At 69.6% G+C, this 21,571-nt stretch carries 19 protein-coding genes; 10 read left to right on the top strand and 9 right to left on the bottom strand.

Annotated features, from left to right (window positions below):
• The first annotated feature begins 6 nt into the window (after positions 1–6).
• Positions 7–282 carry a hypothetical protein gene (locus tag PVE36_RS10130; RefSeq protein ID WP_277452106.1) on the top strand — a complete coding sequence of 92 codons (276 nt, stop codon included), beginning with the start codon at positions 7–9 and terminating at the stop codon, positions 280–282.
• Positions 283–333: 51 nt separating this feature from the next.
• Here PVE36_RS10130 and PVE36_RS10125 read toward each other — a convergent pair whose 3' ends face one another.
• Complete coding sequence (locus PVE36_RS10125) at positions 334–1,743, bottom strand: sugar porter family MFS transporter (RefSeq protein ID WP_277452104.1); 1,410 nt, start codon at positions 1,741–1,743, stop codon at positions 334–336.
• Between the two features lie 145 nt (positions 1,744–1,888).
• Between PVE36_RS10125 and PVE36_RS10120 the strand changes: the two genes are divergently transcribed.
• From PVE36_RS10120 to PVE36_RS10105, 4 genes are all read left to right on the top strand, one after another.
• On the top strand, positions 1,889–4,972 hold the full coding sequence (locus tag PVE36_RS10120) for an AAA family ATPase (RefSeq protein WP_277452103.1): 3,084 nt from the start codon (positions 1,889–1,891) through the stop codon (positions 4,970–4,972).
• A 120-nt stretch (positions 4,973–5,092) separates the two neighbouring features.
• A complete protein-coding gene (locus PVE36_RS10115) occupies positions 5,093–6,511 on the top strand; it encodes an FAD-binding oxidoreductase (RefSeq protein WP_277452101.1) in 1,419 nt (472 codons plus the stop codon).
• Between the two features lie 194 nt (positions 6,512–6,705).
• Entirely contained in the window at positions 6,706–6,975 is a 270-nt protein-coding gene (gene rpsO, locus PVE36_RS10110; RefSeq protein ID WP_277241729.1) for a 30S ribosomal protein S15, read from the top strand.
• A 162-nt stretch (positions 6,976–7,137) separates the two neighbouring features.
• A complete protein-coding gene (locus PVE36_RS10105) occupies positions 7,138–9,504 on the top strand; it encodes a polyribonucleotide nucleotidyltransferase (protein WP_277452099.1) in 2,367 nt (788 codons plus the stop codon).
• Positions 9,505–9,587: 83 nt separating this feature from the next.
• Here the strand turns inward: PVE36_RS10105 and PVE36_RS10100 are convergent, their stop codons facing one another.
• Genes PVE36_RS10100 through PVE36_RS10070 form a run of 7 tightly spaced genes read right to left on the bottom strand, consistent with a single transcriptional unit; the run spans position 9,588 to position 17,731 of the window.
• On the bottom strand, positions 9,588–10,802 hold the full coding sequence (locus PVE36_RS10100) for a phenylacetate--CoA ligase family protein (protein ID WP_277452097.1): 1,215 nt from the start codon (positions 10,800–10,802) through the stop codon (positions 9,588–9,590).
• 37 nt (positions 10,803–10,839) lie between these two features.
• Positions 10,840–11,682, bottom strand: a complete 843-nt coding sequence (locus PVE36_RS10095) for an ABC transporter ATP-binding protein (RefSeq protein WP_277452094.1) — start codon at positions 11,680–11,682, stop codon at positions 10,840–10,842.
• Positions 11,679–12,881: an ABC transporter substrate-binding protein gene (locus tag PVE36_RS10090; RefSeq protein WP_277452093.1), complete on the bottom strand. Its 1,203-nt coding sequence runs from the start codon at positions 12,879–12,881 to the stop codon at positions 11,679–11,681. The genes PVE36_RS10095 and PVE36_RS10090 overlap by 4 nt, the downstream gene beginning before the upstream one ends.
• A 46-nt stretch (positions 12,882–12,927) precedes the next feature.
• Entirely contained in the window at positions 12,928–13,992 is a 1,065-nt protein-coding gene (locus tag PVE36_RS10085) for a branched-chain amino acid ABC transporter permease (RefSeq protein WP_277452092.1), read from the bottom strand.
• Between the two features lie 7 nt (positions 13,993–13,999).
• On the bottom strand, positions 14,000–14,872 hold the full coding sequence (locus tag PVE36_RS10080) for a branched-chain amino acid ABC transporter permease (RefSeq protein ID WP_277452091.1): 873 nt from the start codon (positions 14,870–14,872) through the stop codon (positions 14,000–14,002).
• Positions 14,869–16,854, bottom strand: a complete 1,986-nt coding sequence (locus tag PVE36_RS10075; RefSeq protein WP_277452089.1) for an AMP-binding protein — start codon at positions 16,852–16,854, stop codon at positions 14,869–14,871. The genes PVE36_RS10080 and PVE36_RS10075 overlap by 4 nt, the downstream gene beginning before the upstream one ends.
• Entirely contained in the window at positions 16,847–17,731 is an 885-nt protein-coding gene (locus PVE36_RS10070; RefSeq protein ID WP_277452087.1) for an ABC transporter ATP-binding protein, read from the bottom strand. Before PVE36_RS10070 ends, PVE36_RS10075 begins: the two co-directional genes overlap by 8 nt.
• A gap of 149 nt (positions 17,732–17,880) precedes the next feature.
• Between PVE36_RS10070 and PVE36_RS10065 the strand changes: the two genes are divergently transcribed.
• From PVE36_RS10065 to PVE36_RS10050, 4 genes are read left to right on the top strand one after another with little or no spacing between them, the layout of a single operon-like run.
• The gene (locus tag PVE36_RS10065) at positions 17,881–18,651 is read left to right on the top strand and encodes a helix-turn-helix domain-containing protein (protein WP_277452086.1); all 771 of its coding nucleotides are present in this window, start codon (positions 17,881–17,883) and stop codon (positions 18,649–18,651) included.
• Positions 18,644–18,889: an acetyl-coenzyme A synthetase N-terminal domain-containing protein gene (locus tag PVE36_RS10060; protein ID WP_277452084.1), complete on the top strand. Its 246-nt coding sequence runs from the start codon at positions 18,644–18,646 to the stop codon at positions 18,887–18,889. Before PVE36_RS10065 ends, PVE36_RS10060 begins: the two co-directional genes overlap by 8 nt.
• 23 nt (positions 18,890–18,912) lie before the next feature.
• Positions 18,913–19,104 carry an AMP-binding protein gene (locus tag PVE36_RS10055; protein WP_277452082.1) on the top strand — a complete coding sequence of 64 codons (192 nt, stop codon included), beginning with the start codon at positions 18,913–18,915 and terminating at the stop codon, positions 19,102–19,104.
• Positions 19,065–20,489, top strand: coding sequence for an AMP-binding protein (locus PVE36_RS10050; RefSeq protein WP_277452081.1), 1,425 nt, complete (start codon positions 19,065–19,067; stop codon positions 20,487–20,489). The genes PVE36_RS10055 and PVE36_RS10050 overlap by 40 nt, the downstream gene beginning before the upstream one ends.
• A gap of 33 nt (positions 20,490–20,522) precedes the next feature.
• On the opposite strand, the gene PVE36_RS10045 is transcribed toward PVE36_RS10050, so the two are convergent.
• Positions 20,523–20,687, bottom strand: coding sequence for a hypothetical protein (locus PVE36_RS10045; protein ID WP_277452079.1), 165 nt, complete (start codon positions 20,685–20,687; stop codon positions 20,523–20,525).
• Positions 20,688–20,822: 135 nt separating this feature from the next.
• Here PVE36_RS10045 and dapB point away from each other — a divergent pair, with 135 nt between their 5' ends.
• A complete protein-coding gene (dapB, locus tag PVE36_RS10040; RefSeq protein WP_277452077.1) occupies positions 20,823–21,563 on the top strand; it encodes a 4-hydroxy-tetrahydrodipicolinate reductase in 741 nt (246 codons plus the stop codon).
• The last annotated feature ends 8 nt before the right edge of the window (positions 21,564–21,571 follow it).

Below are 21,571 nucleotides of genomic sequence, written 5' to 3'. Positions count from 1 at the left end.
GACAGCATGGTGCAGGCGATCGAGAACCGGTCCCTCGTGCGGTGCACGCCGAGGGGCGAGCCCCGGCCGGGGCCGGCCGACGGGTGGTCCACCGTCGTCGTGCTCATCGAGCGGACCTCACCGGCGGGGGCTGCCGCGGACCTGATGACCGACGCCGCGGGGAGCGAGTACACCGCGCTCGTGCCGCCCGACCTCGTCCCGAAGCTGTCCGGGGAGCGCGTCTGGACGGTCGAGGTCGAGGTGACCGGGCCGAAGCGCATCACGATCCGGTCCCTCGGTTGAGGGGCCACCACCGCCGACCGCAGGACACGCCGGCGGCCCGGCACCCGGGTGTCAGGCCATGTCCTCCAGCTCGACCCCCTTCGTCTCCGGCACGAACTTGAGCACGAAGAGCAGGGAGAGGAACGCGCACAGGGTGTAGAAGCCGTAGGCGAACCACAGCCCGATCTCGGCCATGTTCGGGAAGCTGGTGGAGATGGCGAAGTTGGCCAGCCACTGCGCGGCCGCGGCAAGGCCGAGCGCGAGCCCGCGGACGGTGTTGTTGAACATCTCGCCGAGGAGCACCCACACGACCGGGCCCCACGTGGCCCCGAAGAAGACGACGAACCCGTTCGCCGCGATCAGGGCCGTCAGGCCGGCCGAGTCGGTGAGGTCGGGCGCGCCATCGACGATCCTCGCCTGCGAGAAGACGATGGCCATCACACCCAGGCACACCGTCATGCCGGCGGAGCCGATGATCAGCAGCAACCGCCGACCGATCTTGTCCACCAGGGCGATGGCGATCAGCGTGACGACGATGTTGGTCACCGAGGTGATCACCGTCTGCAGGAGGGCGTCCTCCTCGGTGAAGCCCACCGACTGCCACAGCATCGACGAGTAGTAGAAGATGACGTTGATCCCGACGAACTGCTGGAAGACCGACAGGGCGATGCCGATCCACACGATCGGCAGCAGGCCGCCGCCGGGCTTCTTCAGGTCGGCGAAGGTCGTGCGCGACTCCTGCTTGATGGTGCGCTTGATCTCCCGGATGCGGCTGTCGACACCGGTGCGCAGGATGGTCCCGAGCACCGTGCGGGCTCGTCCCTCCTGACCGATGCGCACGAGGTAGCGCGGCGACTCCGGGATCGTGGCCGCCAGCACCCCGTAGGTCACGGCCGCGACCACCTCGGCGAGGAACATCCAGCGCCAGGCCTCCAGACCCAGACCCAGGACCTCCTCGGAGCCCCCGGCGGCGCCGGCGATGGCGAAGTCCGACAGCAGCGCGACGAAGATGCCCAGGACGATCGCCAGCTGCTGCAGCGAGCCCATCCGGCCGCGGATCTGGGCAGGGGAGACCTCGGCGATGTAGGCCGGGGCGATCACCGATGCCGCGCCCACGCCGAGACCGCCGACGACGCGCCAGACGATCATGTCCACGGGGCCGAAGGCCAGACCGGAGCCGATCGCCGACAGCGTGAACATCGCCGCCGCGAGGAGCATCACGCGCACCCGCCCGATCCGGTCGGCGATGCGGCCGGCCACGTAGGCGCCCACCATGCAGCCCAGGAGGGCGGAGGAGACGACGAAGCCGGTGAGGGCGCCGCTCATCCCGAACTGGCTCTGCATGGCCGTGACGGCGCCGTTGATGACGGCGGTGTCGAAGCCGAAGAGGAAGCCGCCGATGGCGGCGACGGCGGCCAGGTGGATGACTCTGACGGTGTCGAAGCCAGAGGATGTGGGATTGGGTGTGTCCGTGGTCGTCATGACGCTCCTTCGGTGAGCCGGTGGCCTCACGGTAACGACGGAAGCGGACGACCGCACGGGTAACGACGGCAGGGAATGCGGCAGGTCGGCGGCCGGGGGTGCTGGAGCGTACGCAGGTGTAGCCTGAACGACAGGGGCGACGCTCATGCTGCATGCGCGCCTGCTCGGCGAGCAGGTGATAACCGACGGCGCGACCGGAGATGTTCGGACCCGGTCGCAGCGCACCCTCGCCCTCCTCGGGCTGCTCGCGTTGCACGCTGACGCCCCTCAGTCACGGCAGCGGATCGCAGGTCTGTTCTGGCCCGAGTCCAGCGATGCACAGGCGTTGACCAACCTCCGGCGCGAGCTGCACCAGCTGCGGAGGACGCTCGGGGACGGCGTCGGGCTGGTCGTGGAGTCCGCGACGTTGTGCTGGCACGAGGGTCCGGGCTGTCGAGTTGATGTGCACGTGTTCGCCTCCGAACGCGACGCGGCACACCGCGCGGTGGGCGAGGGTCGCGACGAGGGCGCCCTGCGGCACGGGGCTGCCGCCCTCGGCGTGTACGGCGGTGACCTGCTGCCGGGGTGCTGTGACGACTGGGTGCTCACCGAGCGTGAGCGGCTGGCACGTGAGTGCACCGCCCTGAGTGACCTGGTGTGCCGAGCGGGCCTGCGCACGGGAGACCTGCAGACTGCGGAAGCCGCGGCCCGGAGGCGGATTCAGCTGCAACCGTTGGAGGAGGTCGGATATCGCTCCCTGATGGAGCTGCAGGCCGACATCGGCGACCGGTCCGGCGCGATCAGCACGTACCACCACTGTGCGTCGGTGCTGGAGAACGAGCTGGGCATCGATCCCGACCGGGCCACCCAGACGGTCTTCCATCGCCTGCTCGCCTCGGATCGGGGGAGACCCGAGCAGCCCAGGAGACTGCCCACGGGCAGGCGTGGAGTCGCGCTCGCGCAGCTGACGGGGCGGGAGCGCGACCTGGCGCGGCTGCGCGAGGAGTGGAGTGCCGCGGCATCGGGCAGTGCCCGCGTCGTCATCGTCGCCGGCGACCCCGGAGTGGGAAAGACCCGGCTGGTGGCCGAGCTCGTCTCCGAGGTGCGCGCGCAGGGGGGCGCGGTGGCCGTCACCGAGTGCTTCGCGACATCCGGCCGACTCGGGCTGGCGCCGGTGGCGGACTGGCTCCGAACGGCCGAGCTGCGGGCTGCCACCGCGAGCCTCGAACCGGTCTGGCAGGCCGAGGTCGAGCGCCTCGTTCCCCCGTCGACCTCCCCGGCCGCCACGGCACCGGCGTCGCGCGCCATGGTCGATGCGTGGCAACGGCTTCGGTTCTTCGAGGGGGTGTCACGGGCCCTGACCGGTGTCGACCGTCCGCTGCTGCTGGTCCTGGACAATCTGCAGTGGTGCGATCAGGAGACGCTGGCGGTCCTCGGGTACTGCCTGGAGTCGTCCACCGATTCGGCACTGATGGTCGCCGCCACGCTCCGCCAGGACGACGACGGGGCGCAGCCGGGAGTGCGTGAGTGGATCGCACACCTGGACCATGCATCGCGGCTCACCACCGTCCCCCTCGTCCCACTCGATCCCGAGGAGACCGCCAGTCTCGCCAGGCAGTTGTGCGGTGACCGCGCCCTTGACCTGGATGAGTCGCTCCTGCACGCCGTCACCGGCGGCTTCCCGCTCTACGTCGTCGAGGCCTCCCGCACCGACACCTTCGCCAATGGCGGGCCGGCGGCCGACCTCGACACGGTGCTGCGCAACCGCCTGACACAGGTCGGTCCCCAGTCGCGCGAGGTCGCCGCGCTGGCCGCGGCGGTGGGACGGGACTTCTCCTTGGAGGTGCTCACCGCAGCAAGCGATCTCGCCCCTGATGCCGTTGTCCGTGCGGTCGACGAGCTGTGGCGACACCGGATCGTGCGCGAGCTGCCGGGAGGATACGACTTCTCCCACGACCTGATGCGCGACAGCGCGTACACCCAGGTCGGTCGGCCGCAACAGTGGTTGATGCACCGGCGACTGGCCCAGGCGCTGGAGCTGGTCCACGCCAACCACCGTGACGACGCCGCCGCCCAGATGGCCGAGCAGTACGAGCAGGGCGACGTCCCCGAGCGTGCCCTGCACTACTACCGCCGTGCTGCGGAGATGGCCGTGGCGACGTTCGCGCACTCGGAGTCGATCCGGTTCTACCGCAAGGCCAGGTCGCTCGTCGGCTCCCTTCCCGGCGGTCGCAACCGGGACGCCCTGGAGCTCGGGATCCTGCAGGACGCGATCCCGTCCATCAACGCGGCGCACGGGTACTCCTCACCGCAGCTGAGGGAAGCAGCCGAACGGTGTCGGGATCTGGCCGAGGGCCTCGGGCGCGGGGACGAGGCCATGGACAGCGCGATCGCCCTGTGGGCATCGACGTTCGTCCGGGGCGAGGTCGCCGACAGCCATCGGATCATCACGCGCGTCCTCGACAGGGTCACCGCGGGCAGCGAGATGGACGGGCAGGTCCACTTCGCCTACGCCGGGTCGGCCCAGGCCCTTGGCCGCATCGAGGAGTCACTGCAGCACTTCGACCTTGCCTGGGAGGGCTCCCGAGGTGCTCCGTCACTCATCGTCGGCTCCCTCCCGGAGGTCCATGCGCGGGCGTGGTCCGCCCACGCCCTGTGGCTGAGCGGGAAGCCGGACAGGGCGCTGTCGGCCGCCCGTGACGCCATCGCGCTCGCAGAGGGCCTGAGCCACCCCTACAGTCTGACGATCTCCCTGGCCTACGGCGCCATCACGTTCCAGATGTGCGGAGCCGCAGACGAGTTGCGGCGTGCTGTCGCGCGCCTCGCCGAGCTGTGTGAACGGTACGGATTCGTCTACTACCGGGAGTGGGGAGAGATCCTGGGCGGATGGCAACGTGGCGACGACGCGGGCCTGGCGACCGCACGTCGGGGCATCGACCGACTCCGGGCCCGGCAGGCACTGATCCGCATGCCGTACTGGCACGGCCTCGTTGCCGATCTGCTGGCACGGGAGGGCCAGGTGGAGGCCGCATGCTCGACACTGGACGCCGCCGTCGTCGACGGACGAGCTCGGCAGGACATGTGGTGGGTGCCCGAACTGATGCGGCAACGAGCAGCCCACGACGCTCCCGACGAAGCGGTCGCCCGTCTCGAGGCCGCCCACGCGCTGGCCCGACGACAGGGAAGCCTCGCTCTGGTCGAGCGGTGCCGGAGGAGCCTGGCTGCCGGCACCCCCTCGTCCTCCGCGTGATGCGTTCGCTCCACCGTCGACGGCCGCCCCGTCGGGCGAACGATCCACGAACGCCTGGCTGCCTAGGGTCGCCGGTACGACCAGTTCCCCGTGCGGGGGACCCTTGGAGAGGACCTCACCATGACCACCGAGACCCAGACCGCCAGCACGGCGCCCGCCGTGCCCTTGCCTGAACTCTCCGCAGAGCTGCGCGGTCACGTCGTGCAGCCCGGTGATCCGGACTACGACCTCGGTCGCACCGTGTACAACGCCATGATCGACCGTCGACCTGCCGGGATCGCCTACTGTCGGGACGTCACCGACGTTCGGGCGTGCGTACGCTTCGGCCGCGCGCACGGTCTCCCCATCGCGATCCGCGGCGGTGGCCACAGCGCCGGCGGTCTCGGGGTGGCCGACGACGCGCTGGTCATCGATCTGTCGGAGATGCACAGCGTCACCGTTGATCCCGACGAACGCACCGCCAGGGTCGATGGTGGCTGCACCTGGGCGGACGTCGACCACGCCACCATCGGCTTCGGCCTGGCAACACCCTCGGGGATCCTCTCCACGACCGGAGTGGGTGGCCTGAGCCTGGGCGGTGGCACCGGCTACCTGACCCGGCAGTTCGGTCTGACGGTGGACAACCTGCGCGGAGCCGACGTCGTGCTCGCCGACGGGTCCATGGTCAGGTCCAGCGAAACCTCCCACTCCGACCTGTTCTGGGCGCTGCGGGGAGGGGGAGGCAACTTCGGGGTGGTGACGTCGTTCACGTTCGACCTGCACCCGATCGGTGAGAACGGCACGATCATCGGTGGGCCGGTTCTCTACGACTTCGCCGACACGCGCGAGGTGATGCGCTGGTACCGGGAGCTGCAACCGGCGCTGCCCGAGAACCTCTACGGGTGGTTCGGCCTGCTGACCGTGCCCCCCGCGCCGCCGTTCCCCGAGGACCTGTGGGGGCGCAAGTGCTGCGGCATCATGTGGTCGTACACGGGGCGGCACGAGGGGGCCGAGGAGGTCCTCGAGCCGATTCGGTCCTTCGGCTCCCCGGTGCTCAACGGACTGGGGCCGATGCCCTACACGGCCCTCCAGGGTGCCTTCGACGGGCTGTACCCGCCGGGGCTGCAGTGGTACTGGAAGGCGGACGTGTTCCACGAGATCTCCGACGAGGCGATCGAGGTGCACTGCCGGAACTTCGAACGAACCCCCTCGGGGCACTCCACGATGCACCTCTACCCGATCGACGGAGCTGCCGCTCGCGTACCGCAGGAGGCCACCGCCTTCGCCCACCGCGATGGCGGTTGGAACGGAGTCATCGTGGGGGTCGACCCCGACCCCGCTCGAGCAGAGACCCTCTCGTCGTGGGCTCGCACCTACTGGGAGGAGCTGCACCCGCACTCGGCCGGCGGTGCGTACGTGAACTTCCTGATGCGTGACGAGGGCAATGACCGCGTCCGCGCCGCGTACCGCGACAACTACGACCGGCTGAGCCGGGTCAAGGCGCACTACGACCCGGACAACGTCTTCCGGATCAACCAGAACATCACCCCTGCCGAATGACCTGCCGTCACCCATCACGGACGGGCTCGCGACGTGAGCCCGTCCGTGCTGGGGGTCAGCCTCGATTAGGGCGGGCGAACGGCGCGCTGGTAATCTTCAGGGGTTGCCGTTAGATCGGCCGCGGATCCACAGAGCCCCGGTGAACCAGCCCGGGCGCGCCGCGCAACGACCCAGAGAAGGAGCAGTGTCGCAGCATGCCGCTGACCGCTGACGTCAAGAAGCAGATCATGGCCGACTTCGCCACCACCGAGGGCGACACCGGCTCCCCGGAGGTGCAGGTCGCGATGCTCACTCAGCGCATCACCGACCTCACCGAGCACTCGAGGGACCACAAGCACGACCACCACAGCCGCCGCGGCCTGCTGCTGCTCGTGGGTAAGCGCCGTCGCCTCCTGCGTTACCTGGAGAGCACGGACATCGAGCGTTACCGTGCGCTGATCAAGCGCCTCGGTCTGCGCCGATAGGACAACGCGTCGAGCGGTTCCCGCCCATGGGAGCCGCTTCTTCGCGTATTCGGGGGTATGCCCCCGGGACAACTGAAGACACACAACTGAAGAGCTCAGCAGAAGACATGACCGGGGCACAACGACGATGCGCCCGGTACGTAGAGAGAAAAGGAGGACCCGATGGAGGGTCCTGAGATCACTGCCTCCGAGGCGACCATCGACAATGGCGCCTTCGGCACCCGCACCGTCCGGTTCGAGACCGGGCGCCTCGCCCAGCAGGCCGGTGGCGCCGTCAGCGCCTACCTGGACGGCGAGACGATGCTCCTGTCGACCACGACCGCGAGCAAGAACCCCAAGGAGCACCTCGACTTCTTCCCCCTGACGGTGGACGTCGAGGAGCGGATGTACGCCGCGGGCCGCATCCCCGGCAGCTTCTTCCGCCGTGAGGGTCGTCCCAGCACGGACGCCATCCTCACCTGCCGCCTCATCGACCGCCCGCTGCGCCCGACCTTCACCAAGGGTCTGCGCAACGAGGTCCAGGTCGTCATCTCCGTCCTGTCGGTCCACCCGGACCACCAGTACGACGTCCTCGCGATCAACGCCGCGTCCGCCTCGACCCAGATCTCCGGTCTGCCCTTCTCGGGCCCGATCGGTGCGGTCCGCGTCTCGCTCATCGACGGCCAGTGGGTCGCCTTCCCGAACTTCAGCGACAGCGAGCGCTCGACCTTCGACATGGTCGTCGCCGGTCGTGTGGTCGACGGTGGCGACGTCGCGGTCATGATGGTCGAGGCCGAGTCCACGACCGCCACCTGGGACCTGGTGAAGAACCAGGGCAAGCAGGCCCCGACCGAAGAGGTCGTCGCCGAGGGCCTCGAGGCCTCCAAGAAGTTCATCAAGGTCCTGTGCGACGCCCAGGCCGACATGGCCACGCGCGCCGCCAAGCCGGTCGAGGACTTCCCGATCTTCCTCGACTACGAGGACGACGCCTACGCCGCGGTCGAGCAGGCCACCTCCGCCGACCTCGCCTCCGCCCTGCAGATCGCGGGCAAGGCCGAGCGCGAGGACCGCCTCGACGAGATCAAGGACGCCATGAAGGCTTCCCTCGCTGGTTCCGAGGACGCCCCCGGGCAGTTCTTCGGCAGGGAGAAGGAGCTGTCCGCCGCGTACCGCTCGGTCCAGAAGGCACAGGTGCGCCAGCGCATCCTGCGCGACAAGGTCCGCATCGACGGTCGTGGCCTCGCCGACATCCGCGCTCTCGGCGCGGAGGTCGAGATCCTGCCGCGCGTGCACGGCTCGGCGCTCTTCGAGCGCGGCGAGACCCAGATCATGGGTGTCACCACGCTCAACATGCTCAAGCTCGAGCAGACGATCGACTCACTGAGCCCGGTCACCAAGAAGCGCTACATGCACAACTACAACTTCCCGCCGTACTCGACCGGTGAGACCGGTCGGGTGGGCAGCCCGAAGCGCCGCGAGATCGGCCACGGGGCGCTCGCCGAGCGTGCGCTCCTGCCGGTGCTGCCGACGCGCGAGGAGTTCCCGTACGCCATCCGTCAGGTCTCCGAGGCCCTCGGGTCCAACGGCTCGACCTCCATGGGCTCGGTCTGCGCCTCGACGATGTCGCTGCTCAACGCCGGTGTGCCGCTGCGCGCCGCCGTGGCCGGCATCGCCATGGGCCTGGTCTCCGACACCGTTGACGGTGAGACGCAGTACGCGGCCCTGACCGACATCCTCGGCGCCGAGGACGCCTTCGGCGACATGGACTTCAAGGTCGCCGGCACGCGTGAGTTCATCACGGCCATCCAGCTCGACACCAAGCTCGACGGCATCCCCGCCTCGGTGCTCGGTGGCGCGCTGACCCAGGCCCGTGACGCCCGCATGCACATCCTCGATGTCATGAACGAGGCGATCGACGCGCCCGACGAGATGGCGCCGACCGCGCCGCGGATCATCACGGTCAACGTCCCGGTCGACAAGATCGGTGAGGTCATCGGCCCGAAGGGGAAGATGATCAACCAGATCCAGGACGACACCGGCGCCGACATCAGCATCGAGGACGACGGCACCGTCTTCATCGGTGCCGTCGACGGCCCGTCCGCCGACGCTGCGCGCAACGCGATCAACTCGATCGCCAACCCGCAGATGCCGGAGGTCGGCGAGCGCTTCCTCGGGACCGTCGTGAAGACGACGACCTTCGGCGCGTTCGTCTCCCTCCTGCCCGGCAAGGACGGCCTGCTGCACATCTCCGAGGTGCGCAAGCTCGTCGGTGGCAAGCGGATCGACGCGGTCGAGGACATCCTCGGCGTGGGCCAGAAGGTCCAGGTCGAGCTGAAGGAGATCGACCCGCGCGGCAAGCTCAGCCTGGCCGCCGTCCTCACCGCCGAGCAGGAGGAGGAGCTCTCCTCCGGCTCGACGGGTGACGACGAGGGTGGTCGTGGCGGTCGCCGTGAGGGCGGTCGTGAGGGCGGCGGTCGCCGCCGTCGTCGCCGCGACAATGGTGACGGTGGCGAGACCACCGACGCGCCGGAGTCCGTCCGAGTCGACTGACACCAGCACCCACACGATGGGGGCGGACCTTCCCGAGGGGAGGGTCCGCCCCCTTCGTCGTGGGGTGGGGTGGCGCCTGCGGCTCAGTCCCAGTCGCGCACGTCCAGCAGCGGGCCGTCGCCGGGGGTGAGGTGGGTGACGGCGACGACATCGGCGCGGAAGCGCAGCCCGTCGCGCACCCGCTGTGCGACCTGCTCGGTCAGGGTCGTGGGGTCGCCGCTCGTGGCGGGCACGATCTCGCAGCGCAGGGTGTCCACGTGGTCCTCTCGGCCGACCACGAAGCGGTAGTCCTCCACCCCGTCGATGCCGCTCATGACGGTGACGGCCTGGCTCGGGTGCAGGAACATGCCCTTGACCTTCACCGCGGCGCCGGTCCGGCCCAGGACCCCACGCAGACGCAGGGATCCGTCCGGGGCCGTCATCCACCCGGAGCGGTCGCCCGTGCCGAAGCGCACGAGCGGGTACTCCGGTCGCAGAACGGTCACGACCACCTCGCCCTCGGTCTCGTCCTCGACCGGCACGCCGCTGGGGTCGCACACCTGGACGAGAACCCCCTCCGCGAGGGCCAGTCCGTGCCCGTCACCCCTCTCGTACGCGAGCAGGCCCGTCTCCCCGGTGCCGTACGCCATCCGCACCGTGGGCACTCGTTCGGTGAGCAGCTCACGCAGGGAGTCGGGGAGGGGTTCGGCCGTGACCATGGCCCTCGCCAGCCGCCACCGGTCCCGCGGCAGGGCCAGCTCGTCGAAGCGCTCCACGAGCACCTTGAGGTAGCTGGGCAGGCCGCAGTAGGCGCTCACGCCGAGGTCGGCGATCGCCCGCACCTGCAGGTCCTGGTTGCCGATGCCACCGGGCAGGACGGTCGCCCCGGTCGCCTGGGCACCGGCCTCCATCATCGCCCCGGCCGGGGAGAGGTGGTAGCCGAAGCAGTTGAGGACGGTGTCGTCGGGCCCGACGCCCAGGTCGGTGAAGACCTGGCCCCAGCGCCAGTAGTCCTCGCCGACGAGCTGGGGCTCGTACAGCGGACCCGGGGACTGGAAGACCCGCGCCACCCGGGCGCCGGGAGCCAGCAGACCGCCGAAGGGGGGGTCCTCCGCCTGCTGGGCGATCACCGCGTCCTTGGGCAGGACCGGGAGGGAGGCGAGGTCGGCGACTCCGCGGACCTCGTCCGGGTCCATCCCGGCCCGGGTGAGCCTGTCGGCCAGGCCGGGGACGCGGGCGGCCTGCGCGATCAGGGTCGCGACACGAGCATCGAGGTCGTGGTCCGCGAGATGAGCGTGCAGGGCAGCCTTGATTGACATACCAGCTCCTCGTGAGTGGGTGCGGGACGGGGTGGGCTCAGAGCCAGCGCTTGCGGCGCCGGTAGTGCTTGACGTCGCGGTAGCTCTTGCGTCCGCCCTCGTCGCCGAGCCCGAGGTAGAACTCCTTGACGTCCGGGTTCTCCCGCAGCTCCGCGGCCGAGCCCTCGAGCACGATGCGTCCCTGCTCCATGATGTAGCCGCGATCGGCCACCTCGAGAGCGCGGCGGGCGTTCTGCTCCACGACGAGCACGGTCAGGCCCTGCTCCTGGTTCAGCCGCTTGATGTAGCCGAAGATCTCCTGCACGAGCAGGGGTGCGAGGCCCAGGGACGGCTCGTCGAGCATGAGCAGCTTCGGACGGGCCATCAGGGCGCGCCCGATCGCGAGCATCTGCTGCTCGCCGCCGGAGAGGTACCCCGCGACCCGGTTGCGCATGTCAGCCAGCTTGGGGAAGAACTCGTAGACCAGGTCGAGGTCGTCGGCCGTGTTCTTCTGCGTGTAGGCGCCGGCGGTGAGGTTCTCCGCGATGGTGAGGTGCTGGAAGACGTGCCGCCCCTCCATGCACAGACTCATCCCCTCACGCACCCGGTCGGGTGCGTCCATGGTGGTGATGTCCGTGCCCGCGAAGGTCACCGTCCCGTCGGTGACCTCGCCGCGCTCACTGGGCAGCAGGCCCGAGACGGCCTTCAGGGTCGTCGACTTGCCTGCTCCGTTGGAGCCGAGGAGGGCGACGATCTCGCCCTCCGGGACGGCCAGGGAGAGACCACGCAGCACGAGGATCACGTCGTCGTAGATGACCTCCACGTTGTTCAGGGCGAGGAGTCCCCCCGCGGGGGCGACTGCCGTCGCCCCCGCGGATCCGGTGTCGGTGGACTGGTTCACAGCGAGGCGCCGGCTTCGATCTCGACCATCTTCCCGTCCTCGGCCCGGTAGATGCCGGTGGCGGTCGAGCCGCGGTGGCTGTCGCCGCTGAACTCGACGGTTCCGTTGCCCACGACACCACCGGTCTCGATCGGGCCCATGGTCTCCAGGGCCTCGCGGATCGCGGGACCGGTGAGGTCGTCGCCGTTCTTCAGTGCCGCCTCGATCCCCTCGGCCATGACGTGCATGGCGTACCAGCCCTGCACCCAGGAGGTGCCGAGGGTGGCCGGGTCGAGGTCATTGGCCTCGGCGTACTCCTTGAGGTCCTGGTGGCCCTCCTTGTCGGCGGCCATCGGGGCGAAGGGCTGGACGAGCAGGTGACCCTCGGCCGCCTTGGCCCCGGCGGAGTCGATGAACAGCTCGTTGGCGCACCAGTTGAGGCAGACGATCTTCATGTCGAGGTTCTGGGCCGCGATGTCCTTGGCGACGAGCGCCGCGGGGGAGGCGACGTTCTGGATGACGACGTACTTCGCCCCCTGCTTCTTCGCCTGGGAGAGCAGCCCGACGAAGTTCTGCGAACCACTCGGCATCGGGTAGGCCTCGTAACCGAGGTCCAGGCTCTCCTCGTCGATCCACTTCTGACCGTCCGCGACGGGTGCCTCACCGAAGGGGCTGTCGTTGTGGAAGACGGCGACCTCGCTCTTGCCGCCGCTGTCCTCGGAGATCCAGTCGAGCGCGATGCGCATCTGGTCGGAGTAGGTCGGCGCGATGATGAAGTTGTACGGCGCCTCCTCCGGGTCGGTCAGCGGCTCGGCGAAGGAACCGGAGATGAAGGGCAGCTCGTCCCGGGCCACGCTGCCGGAGAGTGCCTCGGTGTCACCGGTGCCCCAGCCCTGGATCGCGACGACGCCGTCGTTGACGTACTGCTTGTACAGCTGCTCGGCCTGGGGGACCTCGTAGGCGTAGTCGTTGGACATGGCGTCGATCTGTCGACCCTCGATGCCGTCCTCCCCGTTGCGCCAGTCGACGTAGGCGAGCATTCCCTCGTTGTACGGCTTGCCGACGTCGCCGGTGGCGCCGGTCAGGTCGGCGATGATCCCGATCGGGATGGCCTCGTCGGAGTCGGCGCCACCACCTCCTCCGCCGCCTCCACAGGCGGAGAGGGCGAGGGCGGATGCAGCGGCCATGGCCACCGCGAGTGAACGGCTTCGTGCAGACATCGTTGTCTCCTTCTGTGGGTGTCCCAGCGGTGGAACGGGGTGGTGGTCAGTAGCGGAAGGGCCAGAAGCGGAAGTAGTCCTTGATGCGTTGCCAGATCCGGTCGAGGCCGCGTGGCTCGAGGATGAGGAAGAGGATGATCACGAGTCCGAAGACGGCGTTGCGCACGGCCGGCAGCTGATCGGCGAGGAAGGGGAGGGTGTCCCCGAGACCGAGTGAGAGCTGTCGGATCAGCTCGGGCAGCAGCGTCATGAAGATCGCCCCGTAGACGGCGCCGGCGATGCTGCCGAGTCCACCGACGATGATCATGGCCAGGTAGAGGATCGAGACGTCGAGGGTGAACTTCTCCCAGGAGACGACCTCGCTGTAGTGGGCGGTCAGGGCACCGGCCAGTCCGACGAAACCGGAGGAGACGGCAAAGGCCGTCAGCTTGGCCCGCGGGATGTTCACCCCGATCGCCTCGGCCGCGATGTCCTGGTCACGCACGGCCATGAACGACCGGCCGAGACCCGTGCGGAAGAGGTTGCGGGCGGTCAGCACCGTCAGGCCGGCGAGGAGGAGGAGGACCCAGTACCACTGCTGCTCGAAGACCTGCCGCCCGCCGATCTGGAAACCGAAGAGATTCAGTCGCTCGACGTTGAGGTAGCCCTGGTCCAGGGTCAGCCAGTCCCACCGACGGATGACGAACTCGATGATCATCTGGCTGGCGAGCGTGGCGATGGCGAGGTAGAGGCCTTTCAGCCGCAGACCGGGCAGACCGAAGAAGGTGCCGACCGCGGCGGTGAGCAGCACCGCCGCGATGATCGCCAGCGGCGTGGGCAACCCGATCCGGTCGGAGAGGATCGCGGAGCTGTACGCACCGACCGCCAGGAATCCTCCTTGGCCGAGGGAGATCTGGCCGGTGTACCCCACGAGGATGTTCAGCCCCACGGCGCCGATGACGGCGATGAGGATGAGGTTGGCCTGGGAGAGCCAGAAGTTGTCGAGCACGAAGGGCAGGACGAGCAGCAGGACGGTCATCAGTCCGAGACGGAGGTACTCGGCCCGCGTGGCCCGCAGCCGTAGCTCGGAGGTGTAGCTGCGGTGGTGGATTCCGGTTGCCGTGGCGGCCATCGTCAGGTCACACCCTCTCGATGCGGGTCTCGCCGAAGATGCCGTACGGACGCACGAGCAGGATCAGGACGAGAACGATGTACGGGATGACGGTGGCCAGGCCGGGGTCGAGGTAGCCGGCGGTGAACTGCTTGAGCAGGCCGATGGTGAGGCCACCGATGATCGTCCCGGGGACGGAGTCGAGGCCGCCGAGGATGACGACCGGGAAGACGAGGAGGCCGAAGGCGGCGATGTTGTTGTCCACGGCGGAGATGTCACCGACGAGGACACCGGCGATGAGCGCGCTCACGGCGGCGAGCGCCCAGGCCAGGGCGAAGATCCGTCGCACCGAGATGCCCATCGTCATGGCGGCCTGCTGGTCGTCGGCGACCGCTCGCATGGCGATGCCGTGGCGCGACTTGCGGAAGAACACCGTGAACGCGGTGAGGACGACCGCGGCGATGAGGATCGCGGCCAGTCGATTGATCGGTACCGAGGCGCCGAGGATGTCCACCGACCCCCGTGGGAGGAGATTCGGCTGGCTCTTGGGCGAGGTGCCGTAGAAGGCCTGGACCAGTGCCTTGAGCAGCGAGGAGAGGCCGATGGTCACCATGATGATGCTGATCGGGTTCTCTCCGACCATCGGCCGCAGGATCAGGCGCTCGACGAGCACACCGATGAGAGTCGCCACCACGACGCCGAAGAGCACGGCCACCACGAGGGGGAGGTCCATGACGACGAAGGCCGTGTAGAACATGTAGGCGCCCACGAGCAGGAACTCGCCCTGGGCGAAGTTGATGACGCCCGTCGCCTTGTAGATCAGGACGAAGCCGAGGGCGGCCAGCGCCAGGATCGACCCGTCGGCCAGCCCGTAGGCCAGCTGGTTGATGAAGGTGCTCAACGTCGCCCACTCCAGACGGGTCGGCGGCCCCTGCCCTCGGGGACCGAGTAGGTGGTCAGGTCGAAGATGTCCAGCTCCAGGACCCGCTCGGTGCTCGAGCCGTCCTGGTAGGTGATGCGGCTGCGCACCTCGACCGTGTCGTCACCACGCGACAGGGCCGCGATGATGTCGCCGTACCGGTCGGCGATGACATTGCGACGGACCTTGCGGGTACGGGTGATCTCGTCGTCATCGGGGTCGAGCTGCTTGTGCAGCAGGACGAATCGACGCACCCGGATGCCCTCCTGCAGGTCCTCGTTGGCCCGGCTCGCCTCCTCGGCGATGAGCTCCTGGACCTCCGGCTTGCCGGCGAGGTCGGTGTAGGTCGTGTAGCTGAGCCGCTCGTTCTCCGCCCAGGACCCGACCGTGGCGGGGTCGATGATGACCATCGCCGTCATGCCGTCGCCGCCGTCCCCGGGCGGGAAGACGACCGCCTCCTCGACGTAGGGGGAGAACTTCAGCTTGTTCTCGATGAAGGCGCTGGAGTAGCGGGTTCCGTCGGACGCGGTGAGCACGTCCTTGGCCCGGTCGATGATCACGAGGTGGTCGTTGTCGTCGAGGTAGCCCGCGTCCCCGGTGTGCAGCCACCCCTCGGCGTCGACGATCTTCGCGGTCTCCTCCGGCTGGCGGTGGTAGCCGCGGAAGACCGAGTCCGAGCGGAGCAGGACCTCGCCGTCGTCGCTGATGCGCATGTCGGTCCCGGGGATGGGGGTGCCCACGGTGTTGAAGGGCACGTCGTCGTCCCGGTGCACGACGGCGATGCCACAGATCTCGGTCTGCCCGTAGATCTGCTTGAGGTTGACGCCGATGGCGTGGAAGAAGCGGAAGACGTCCGGGCCCAGGGGCGCGCCGCCGGTGTAGCAGCGGGCGATCCGAGTCAGCCCGAGCTGGTCGCGCACCGGACGGGTGGACACGGCGTCGGCCACCACGTGGGTGGCCCTGAGCAGGGCGCCGGGCTTCCTGCCGCTGACCCGCATCTCCGCGACCTTGTCCCCGATGCCGTAACCCCAGCCGAAGACGCGCCGCTTGAGCCACCCGGCCTCGTCGATGCGGACCTGGACCTCGGAGAGCATCGACTCCCAGATCCGCGGCGGCGAGAACATCACGTCCGGGCCGATCTCGCGCAGGTCGCTGCGCTGGGTCGAGGAGTCCTCGGGGAAGGAGATCGTCAGGCCCCGGGAGAGGCCGCAGGCGACGGCCAGCATCTGCTCGCCGATCCAGGCGAAGGGGAGAAAGGAGACGTAGCGGTCCTTCGAGTCGATCGGGTCGATGCTCGTGAGGTGCTCGGCCATGGCGAGCAGGTTGCGGTGGGACAGCTCGGCCAGCTTGGGGCGCGAGGTCGTCCCGGACGTGGTGCAGATGACCGCGATGTCCTCCGCGGAGCCGGCGGTGACCTGCTCGGTGAACCACTCGGGCTGCTGCGCGGCCCGCTCGCGACCGAGCTCCTCGAGCCCGGTGAACTCCATGAGGATCTCGTCGGTGTACTGCTCGAGGCCGTGCGGGTCGTAGTAGACGATCTTCTCGATGCCCAGCTCCGCGGCACCGGCCGGCGTCTCCTCCTCGAGCAGGCGCAGCAGCTTGTCGACCTGCTCCTGGTCCTCGGCGACGACCACCCGTGCCCGCGAGGTGGTCAGGATGTGCCGCAGCTCCTCGCCGATCGAGGTCGGGTAGATCCCCACGACGGCCACGCCCATGCTCTGGGCGGCGAGCTCGGCGATGAGCCACTCGGGGCGGTTGTCCCCGAGGACGGCGATGATCTCACCGCGGGAGACACCCAGCGAGGCGAGCCCGTGTGCGGTGTCGTGCACCCGGCGCTCGTACTCGCTCCACGTGAGCGGCTGCCAGATGCCGTACTGCTTCTCCTGCATCGCCACGGCGTCGCCACGGGTGGCCGCGAGACCGACGAGCAGGCGGGGGAAGGTGTCCTCGGCCAGATCAGACACGCGCGTCCTCCTCCTCGTCCTCGGCGCCGAGGTAGGCCTCGACGACCGCGGGGTTGGCCATGACCTCCGCAGGTGTCCCGTCGGCGATCAGTGCCCCGAAGTCCAGGACGCTGATCCGGTGGGAGATGTCCATGACGACGTTCATGTCGTGCTCGATGAGGACGACGGAGACGTCGGCCAGCTCGTGCACGTCGAGGACGAAGCGGGCCATGTCCTCCTTCTCCTCGGCGTTCATCCCCGCCATGGGCTCGTCCAGCAGGAGCAGGGAGGGCTGCAGGCACAGGGCCCGTCCGAGCTCGACGCGCTTCTGGATGCCGTAGGCGAGGGAGCCGACCGGCTGGTTGCGCACCGCCTGCAGGTTGAGCAGGTCGATGACCTCCTCGACGAGCTGCCGGTGGCGGATCTCCTGACGGCGCGCGGGGCCGAACCAGAGCATGGACTTCAGCACGCTGTGGTCCATGTGGATGTGCCGACCGAGCATGAGGTTCTCCAGCACACTCATCGCGTGGAAGAGCTCGATGTTCTGGAAGGAACGGGCCACCCCGAGCCGCGCGATGCGATGGGGGGCGAGCTTGGTCATCTGGTGGGTGGTGGTTTTCCCCGCGCTGCCGTCGGCGCCAGGAGCAGCCGCGGTCTGCAGCCGGATCTGGCCCTCCTGCGGACGGTAGAGGCCGCTGATGCAGTTGAGCAGGGATGACTTGCCGGCGCCGTTGGGGCCGATGATCGAGTGGATGTGCCCCTCGGTCACGGAGAAGGAGACACCGCGCAGGGCGGTGACACCGCCGAAGCGGAGTGTGACGTCGTCGACGTCGAGGAGCGTCTCGCCGGCGGGCAGGTGGCTCCCGCGTAACGAGTGCTGGTAGGCCCTGGTCAGCACTGACCCTCCCTTTTCATGTTTCGACGGTGAAACTGTGTGGACGTGACACTATGTTTTCATTATGTGAAAATCAAGTGTCTTGTTCAGAAATGTATCTCCGGACGTGGTTGACTCGAGGACGTTCGTGCAATGAGTCGGAAGGGGGTCCCGTGACCGCATCCCACGCGTCCGAGGCCGGGACGGCCGGCCGTGGCGGCCTCGGGACGGTGCGCAACGCCGTGCGGTTGCTCGAGCTCCTCGGCGAGGGGCCCGCCTACCAGCAGCTGACCGACCTCGCCGAGCGGTCGGGCATGTCGGTCCCGACGGTGCACCGCCTCCTGCGGTCACTCGTCCTGGCCGACCTCGTCGTCCAGGACCCCCGCTCCTCCCGGTACGGGCTGGGTCCGGAGCTGGCCCGGTTGTCGAACCACTACCTCTCCCGGCTGCCCCTCCTCGGAGCGCTCAGCCCCTACCTCTCGCAGTTGCGTGACCAGCTCGAGCGCACGATCCACGTGGAGATCCTCGTCCACGGCGAGGTCATCTACGTCGACCGTGTCGACGGCACCGAGCGTGGGCCCTACCGGGACGCCCACCGGGTGGTGCCGGCACTGTCGTGCGCGGGCGGGCGGCTGCTCGCCGCACGAGCGGGCGACGACGAGGTGTGGCAACGATCCGTGGACCGGGCGCAGCCCGACGACCGGGAGGCGGCCACCGACGAGGCCCGGGCCCGCTGGGCCGTGGCCGACCACCTCGCCCTGACACCGGAGGATCCCACGCTGCCCCCGGAGGTGGCGGTGCCGGTGGTGGACGGGCAGGGTGCCACGGTCGCCGTCCTGGCGGCGAACATCGACGATCCCGGTGACGAGCCCGGCGTCCGGGCCGTGGCGGGCCAGCTCGGCCGCGCCGCACGCGCGGCAGGAAGGACGCTCGGTCATGCCTGAGTCGCACCCCGCAGGCATCTGGCAGGTCGCCCCACCGTTCTCGTGGGAGGAGGTCGCCGACCTGATCTCCTTCGACACCCCCTTCGCCGACCTGTGGCTGCCCGGAGAGCGGTCGGGGCGCTGGTTCGTCGGTGGCGAGCTCAACCTCTCGGTGAACTGCGTCGACCGCCACCTCGTCGACCGATCCGACCGGTCGGCCATCCACTGGGAGGGGAGCCGGGCGACCGGCGCACGCTGACCTATGCCCAGCTGCACGAGCAGGTGCTCGCGCTCACCGCCGCCCTCCGGGGGATGGGGGTCGGTCCCGGTGACCGGGTCGGGCTCCACCTGGGGTGGCTCCCCGAGACGGTCGTCATCATGCTCGCCTGCGCCCGCATCGGCGCGATCCACACGATCCTGCCGACCCCCTTCCCGTGGAGCCGCTCGGTGACCGACTGGAGCTGCTCGACCTGAAGGTCCTCTTCACCCAGGACGGTGCCTGGCGGCACGGGACCGTCCTGCCGCTGAAGTCGCGCGCCGACGACGCGCTCCTTGCCGGCGGCTCGGTCCAGCACACCATCGTCGTGCGCCGCACCGGGATGGACGTCGCCTGGTTCGAGGGGGACCGCTGGTACCACGACCTCGTGGCCCCGGCCCGTCCCGGGATCGCGACCTCACCGGTGGACGATCCGACCGCTGCTGCGTCCCTGCCGTCCGACCACCCCATCGCGGCCATCCCCCTGGCGCACCGCGGTGGCCAGACGGTCTCCATCCTGCACGGCACCGCGACGATGCTGGCCGGGGCCATGGCCGTCCACCGTCGGCTGCGCACCGGAGGCGTCTTCTGGTGTGCCGGTGACATCGCGTGGACGGTCACCCAGTTCCACGGCATCTACGGCCCCCTGGCGCACGGCGACACCGTCGTCATGTACGAGGGGACGCTCGACCAGCCCTCGCAGACCCGGGCGTGGGACATCGTCGCCCGCTACGGGGTCGAGAGCATGGTCACGACCCCGTCCGTCGTGCGGACGGTGCGTGGCTGGGCCCGTGAGCTGCCGGAGGTGTCCGAGCTGCCCTCGCTGCGTCGGGTCACCACGGCCGGTGAGCCGGTCGACGACGAGCTGCGGTCCTGGCTGGGGCAGGCCTTCGCCTCGCGGGAGGTCGACGTCGTCGACGCCTGGGGCCAGCTCGAGCTCGGCGGCATCGTCCAGGTGGCCGGCGGTGGCGGTGACGACGTGGACGCCGTGCCCGACTGCGGGGTCGACATCGTCGACGCCGCGGGGATGCCGGTCGCCGAGGGTGAGGCCGGTGAGGTGATCCTGCGACTGCCGTGGGCGGGCACGATGGTCGGGATCGAGGGGCCGCAGGCCGCGATCGCGGACGCGCACTGGACGCGACACCCCGGCAGCTATGCCACGGGTGACCTCGCCGTCCGTCGGGCGAACGGGCGCATGGACTTCCTGGGGCGCACCGACGACGTGGTCTCCATCTCCGGTCAGCTGGTCTCCCTCCCCGAGGTCCGTGAGGTCCTGGCGGACCATCCCTTCGTCGAGGTGGCCGCGGTGGCCTCGCGCAAGGACCCCGACCTCGGGCGCTCACTCGTCGCCGCCGTCAGCCTCAGCGCCGAGGTGGGGCCGGACCCGGACCTGGACGGTGTCGCCGTCGAGCTGATGGACACGGTCCGCGAGGTCATGGGCGGACTCGCCCGCCCACGGGCGGTCCTCGTCCTCGACCGCTTCGGCGGGGGACTGGGGCAGCTGGAGCTGTCGCGTGCCATGGCCCTGCTGGCCACTCCCGACCGGGCAGGTACCCCGCGTCGCGTCACCTGGGAGCAGGTGGTGGCCGCTGCCGGCCAGTAGCACCCCCCGGTCGGCAGGAGGAGGGGCGGACGGTCAGGCGGCGGGCCGGGTGGAGTGGTGGGGTCGCGCGGTGGTCTGCTCGACCCAGCGCATCTCCATGCGGGTGCGACCGTCCTGCCCGCGGACGGGAACCCAGGTGCAGGTCAGGCGGCCAGCCGGACGAGCCCCGGTCTTCTTCGTCAGTGCGGTCACGGTCATGTCGGACACCTCGCGTTCATCATCTGTTCACTTTGTACCGTAGCACCAAGTGAACAGAAAGTGAACGGCAATCGTCTTCAGCATGTCCTCGCGGTGCACGACGGCCGCGATCCGGACGACTCGTAGGCTGTGGCCATGACGACAAAGGTGGCAGTGATCGGCGCGGCAGGACGCATGGGTTCGACGGCGTGCGAGGCGGTGGAGGCGGCCGAGGACCTCGAGCTCGTCGGCCGCTACGACGACGGGGACGACCTCGGCGACCTCGGTGGCGCCGAGGTGGCCATCGACTTCACGGTGCTGACCGCCAGCGAGGGCAATGTGCGCCACTGCGTCGAGCGTGGCGTGCACGTCGTCGTCGGCACCTCGGGGTGGACCGATGCCAAGGCCGAGGAGCTGCGCGGTGAGGTCGAGGCCGCTGGGGGCGTCGGCGTGCTCATCGCCCCGAACTTCGCCATCGGTGCCGTGCTGATGATGCAGTTCGCCAAGCAGGCCGCTCGCTTCTACGAGTCGGTCGAGGTGATCGAGCTGCACCACCCACGCAAGGTCGATGCCCCGAGCGGCACCGCGACGCGCACCGCCGAGCTCATCGGCGCCGCGCGTGCGGAGGCGGGGCTGGGGCCCGTCCCCGACGCGACGAGCGAGGACCCGGACGGCGCCCGGGGCGCGCAGGTCGATGGCGTCCCGGTGCACGCGGTCCGGTTGCGCGGGCTCGTGGCCCACCAGGAGGTCCTGCTGGGCAACGAGGGCGAGATGCTCACCCTCCGCCACGACTCCTTCGACCGGGTCTCCTTCATGCCCGGTGTCCTCGCCGGCGTGCGCGAGGTCGGCAAGCACCCGGGTGTCACTGTGGGGCTGGAGCACGTGCTCGGTCTCTGAGGTCGGCC

This window comes from Janibacter sp. DB-40 (assembly GCF_029510815.1).
GTDB lineage: Bacteria > Actinomycetota > Actinomycetes > Actinomycetales > Dermatophilaceae > Janibacter.
The sequence above is the reverse complement of the archived record's forward strand: the minus strand, read 5'-3'. Positions and strand labels throughout refer to the sequence as shown.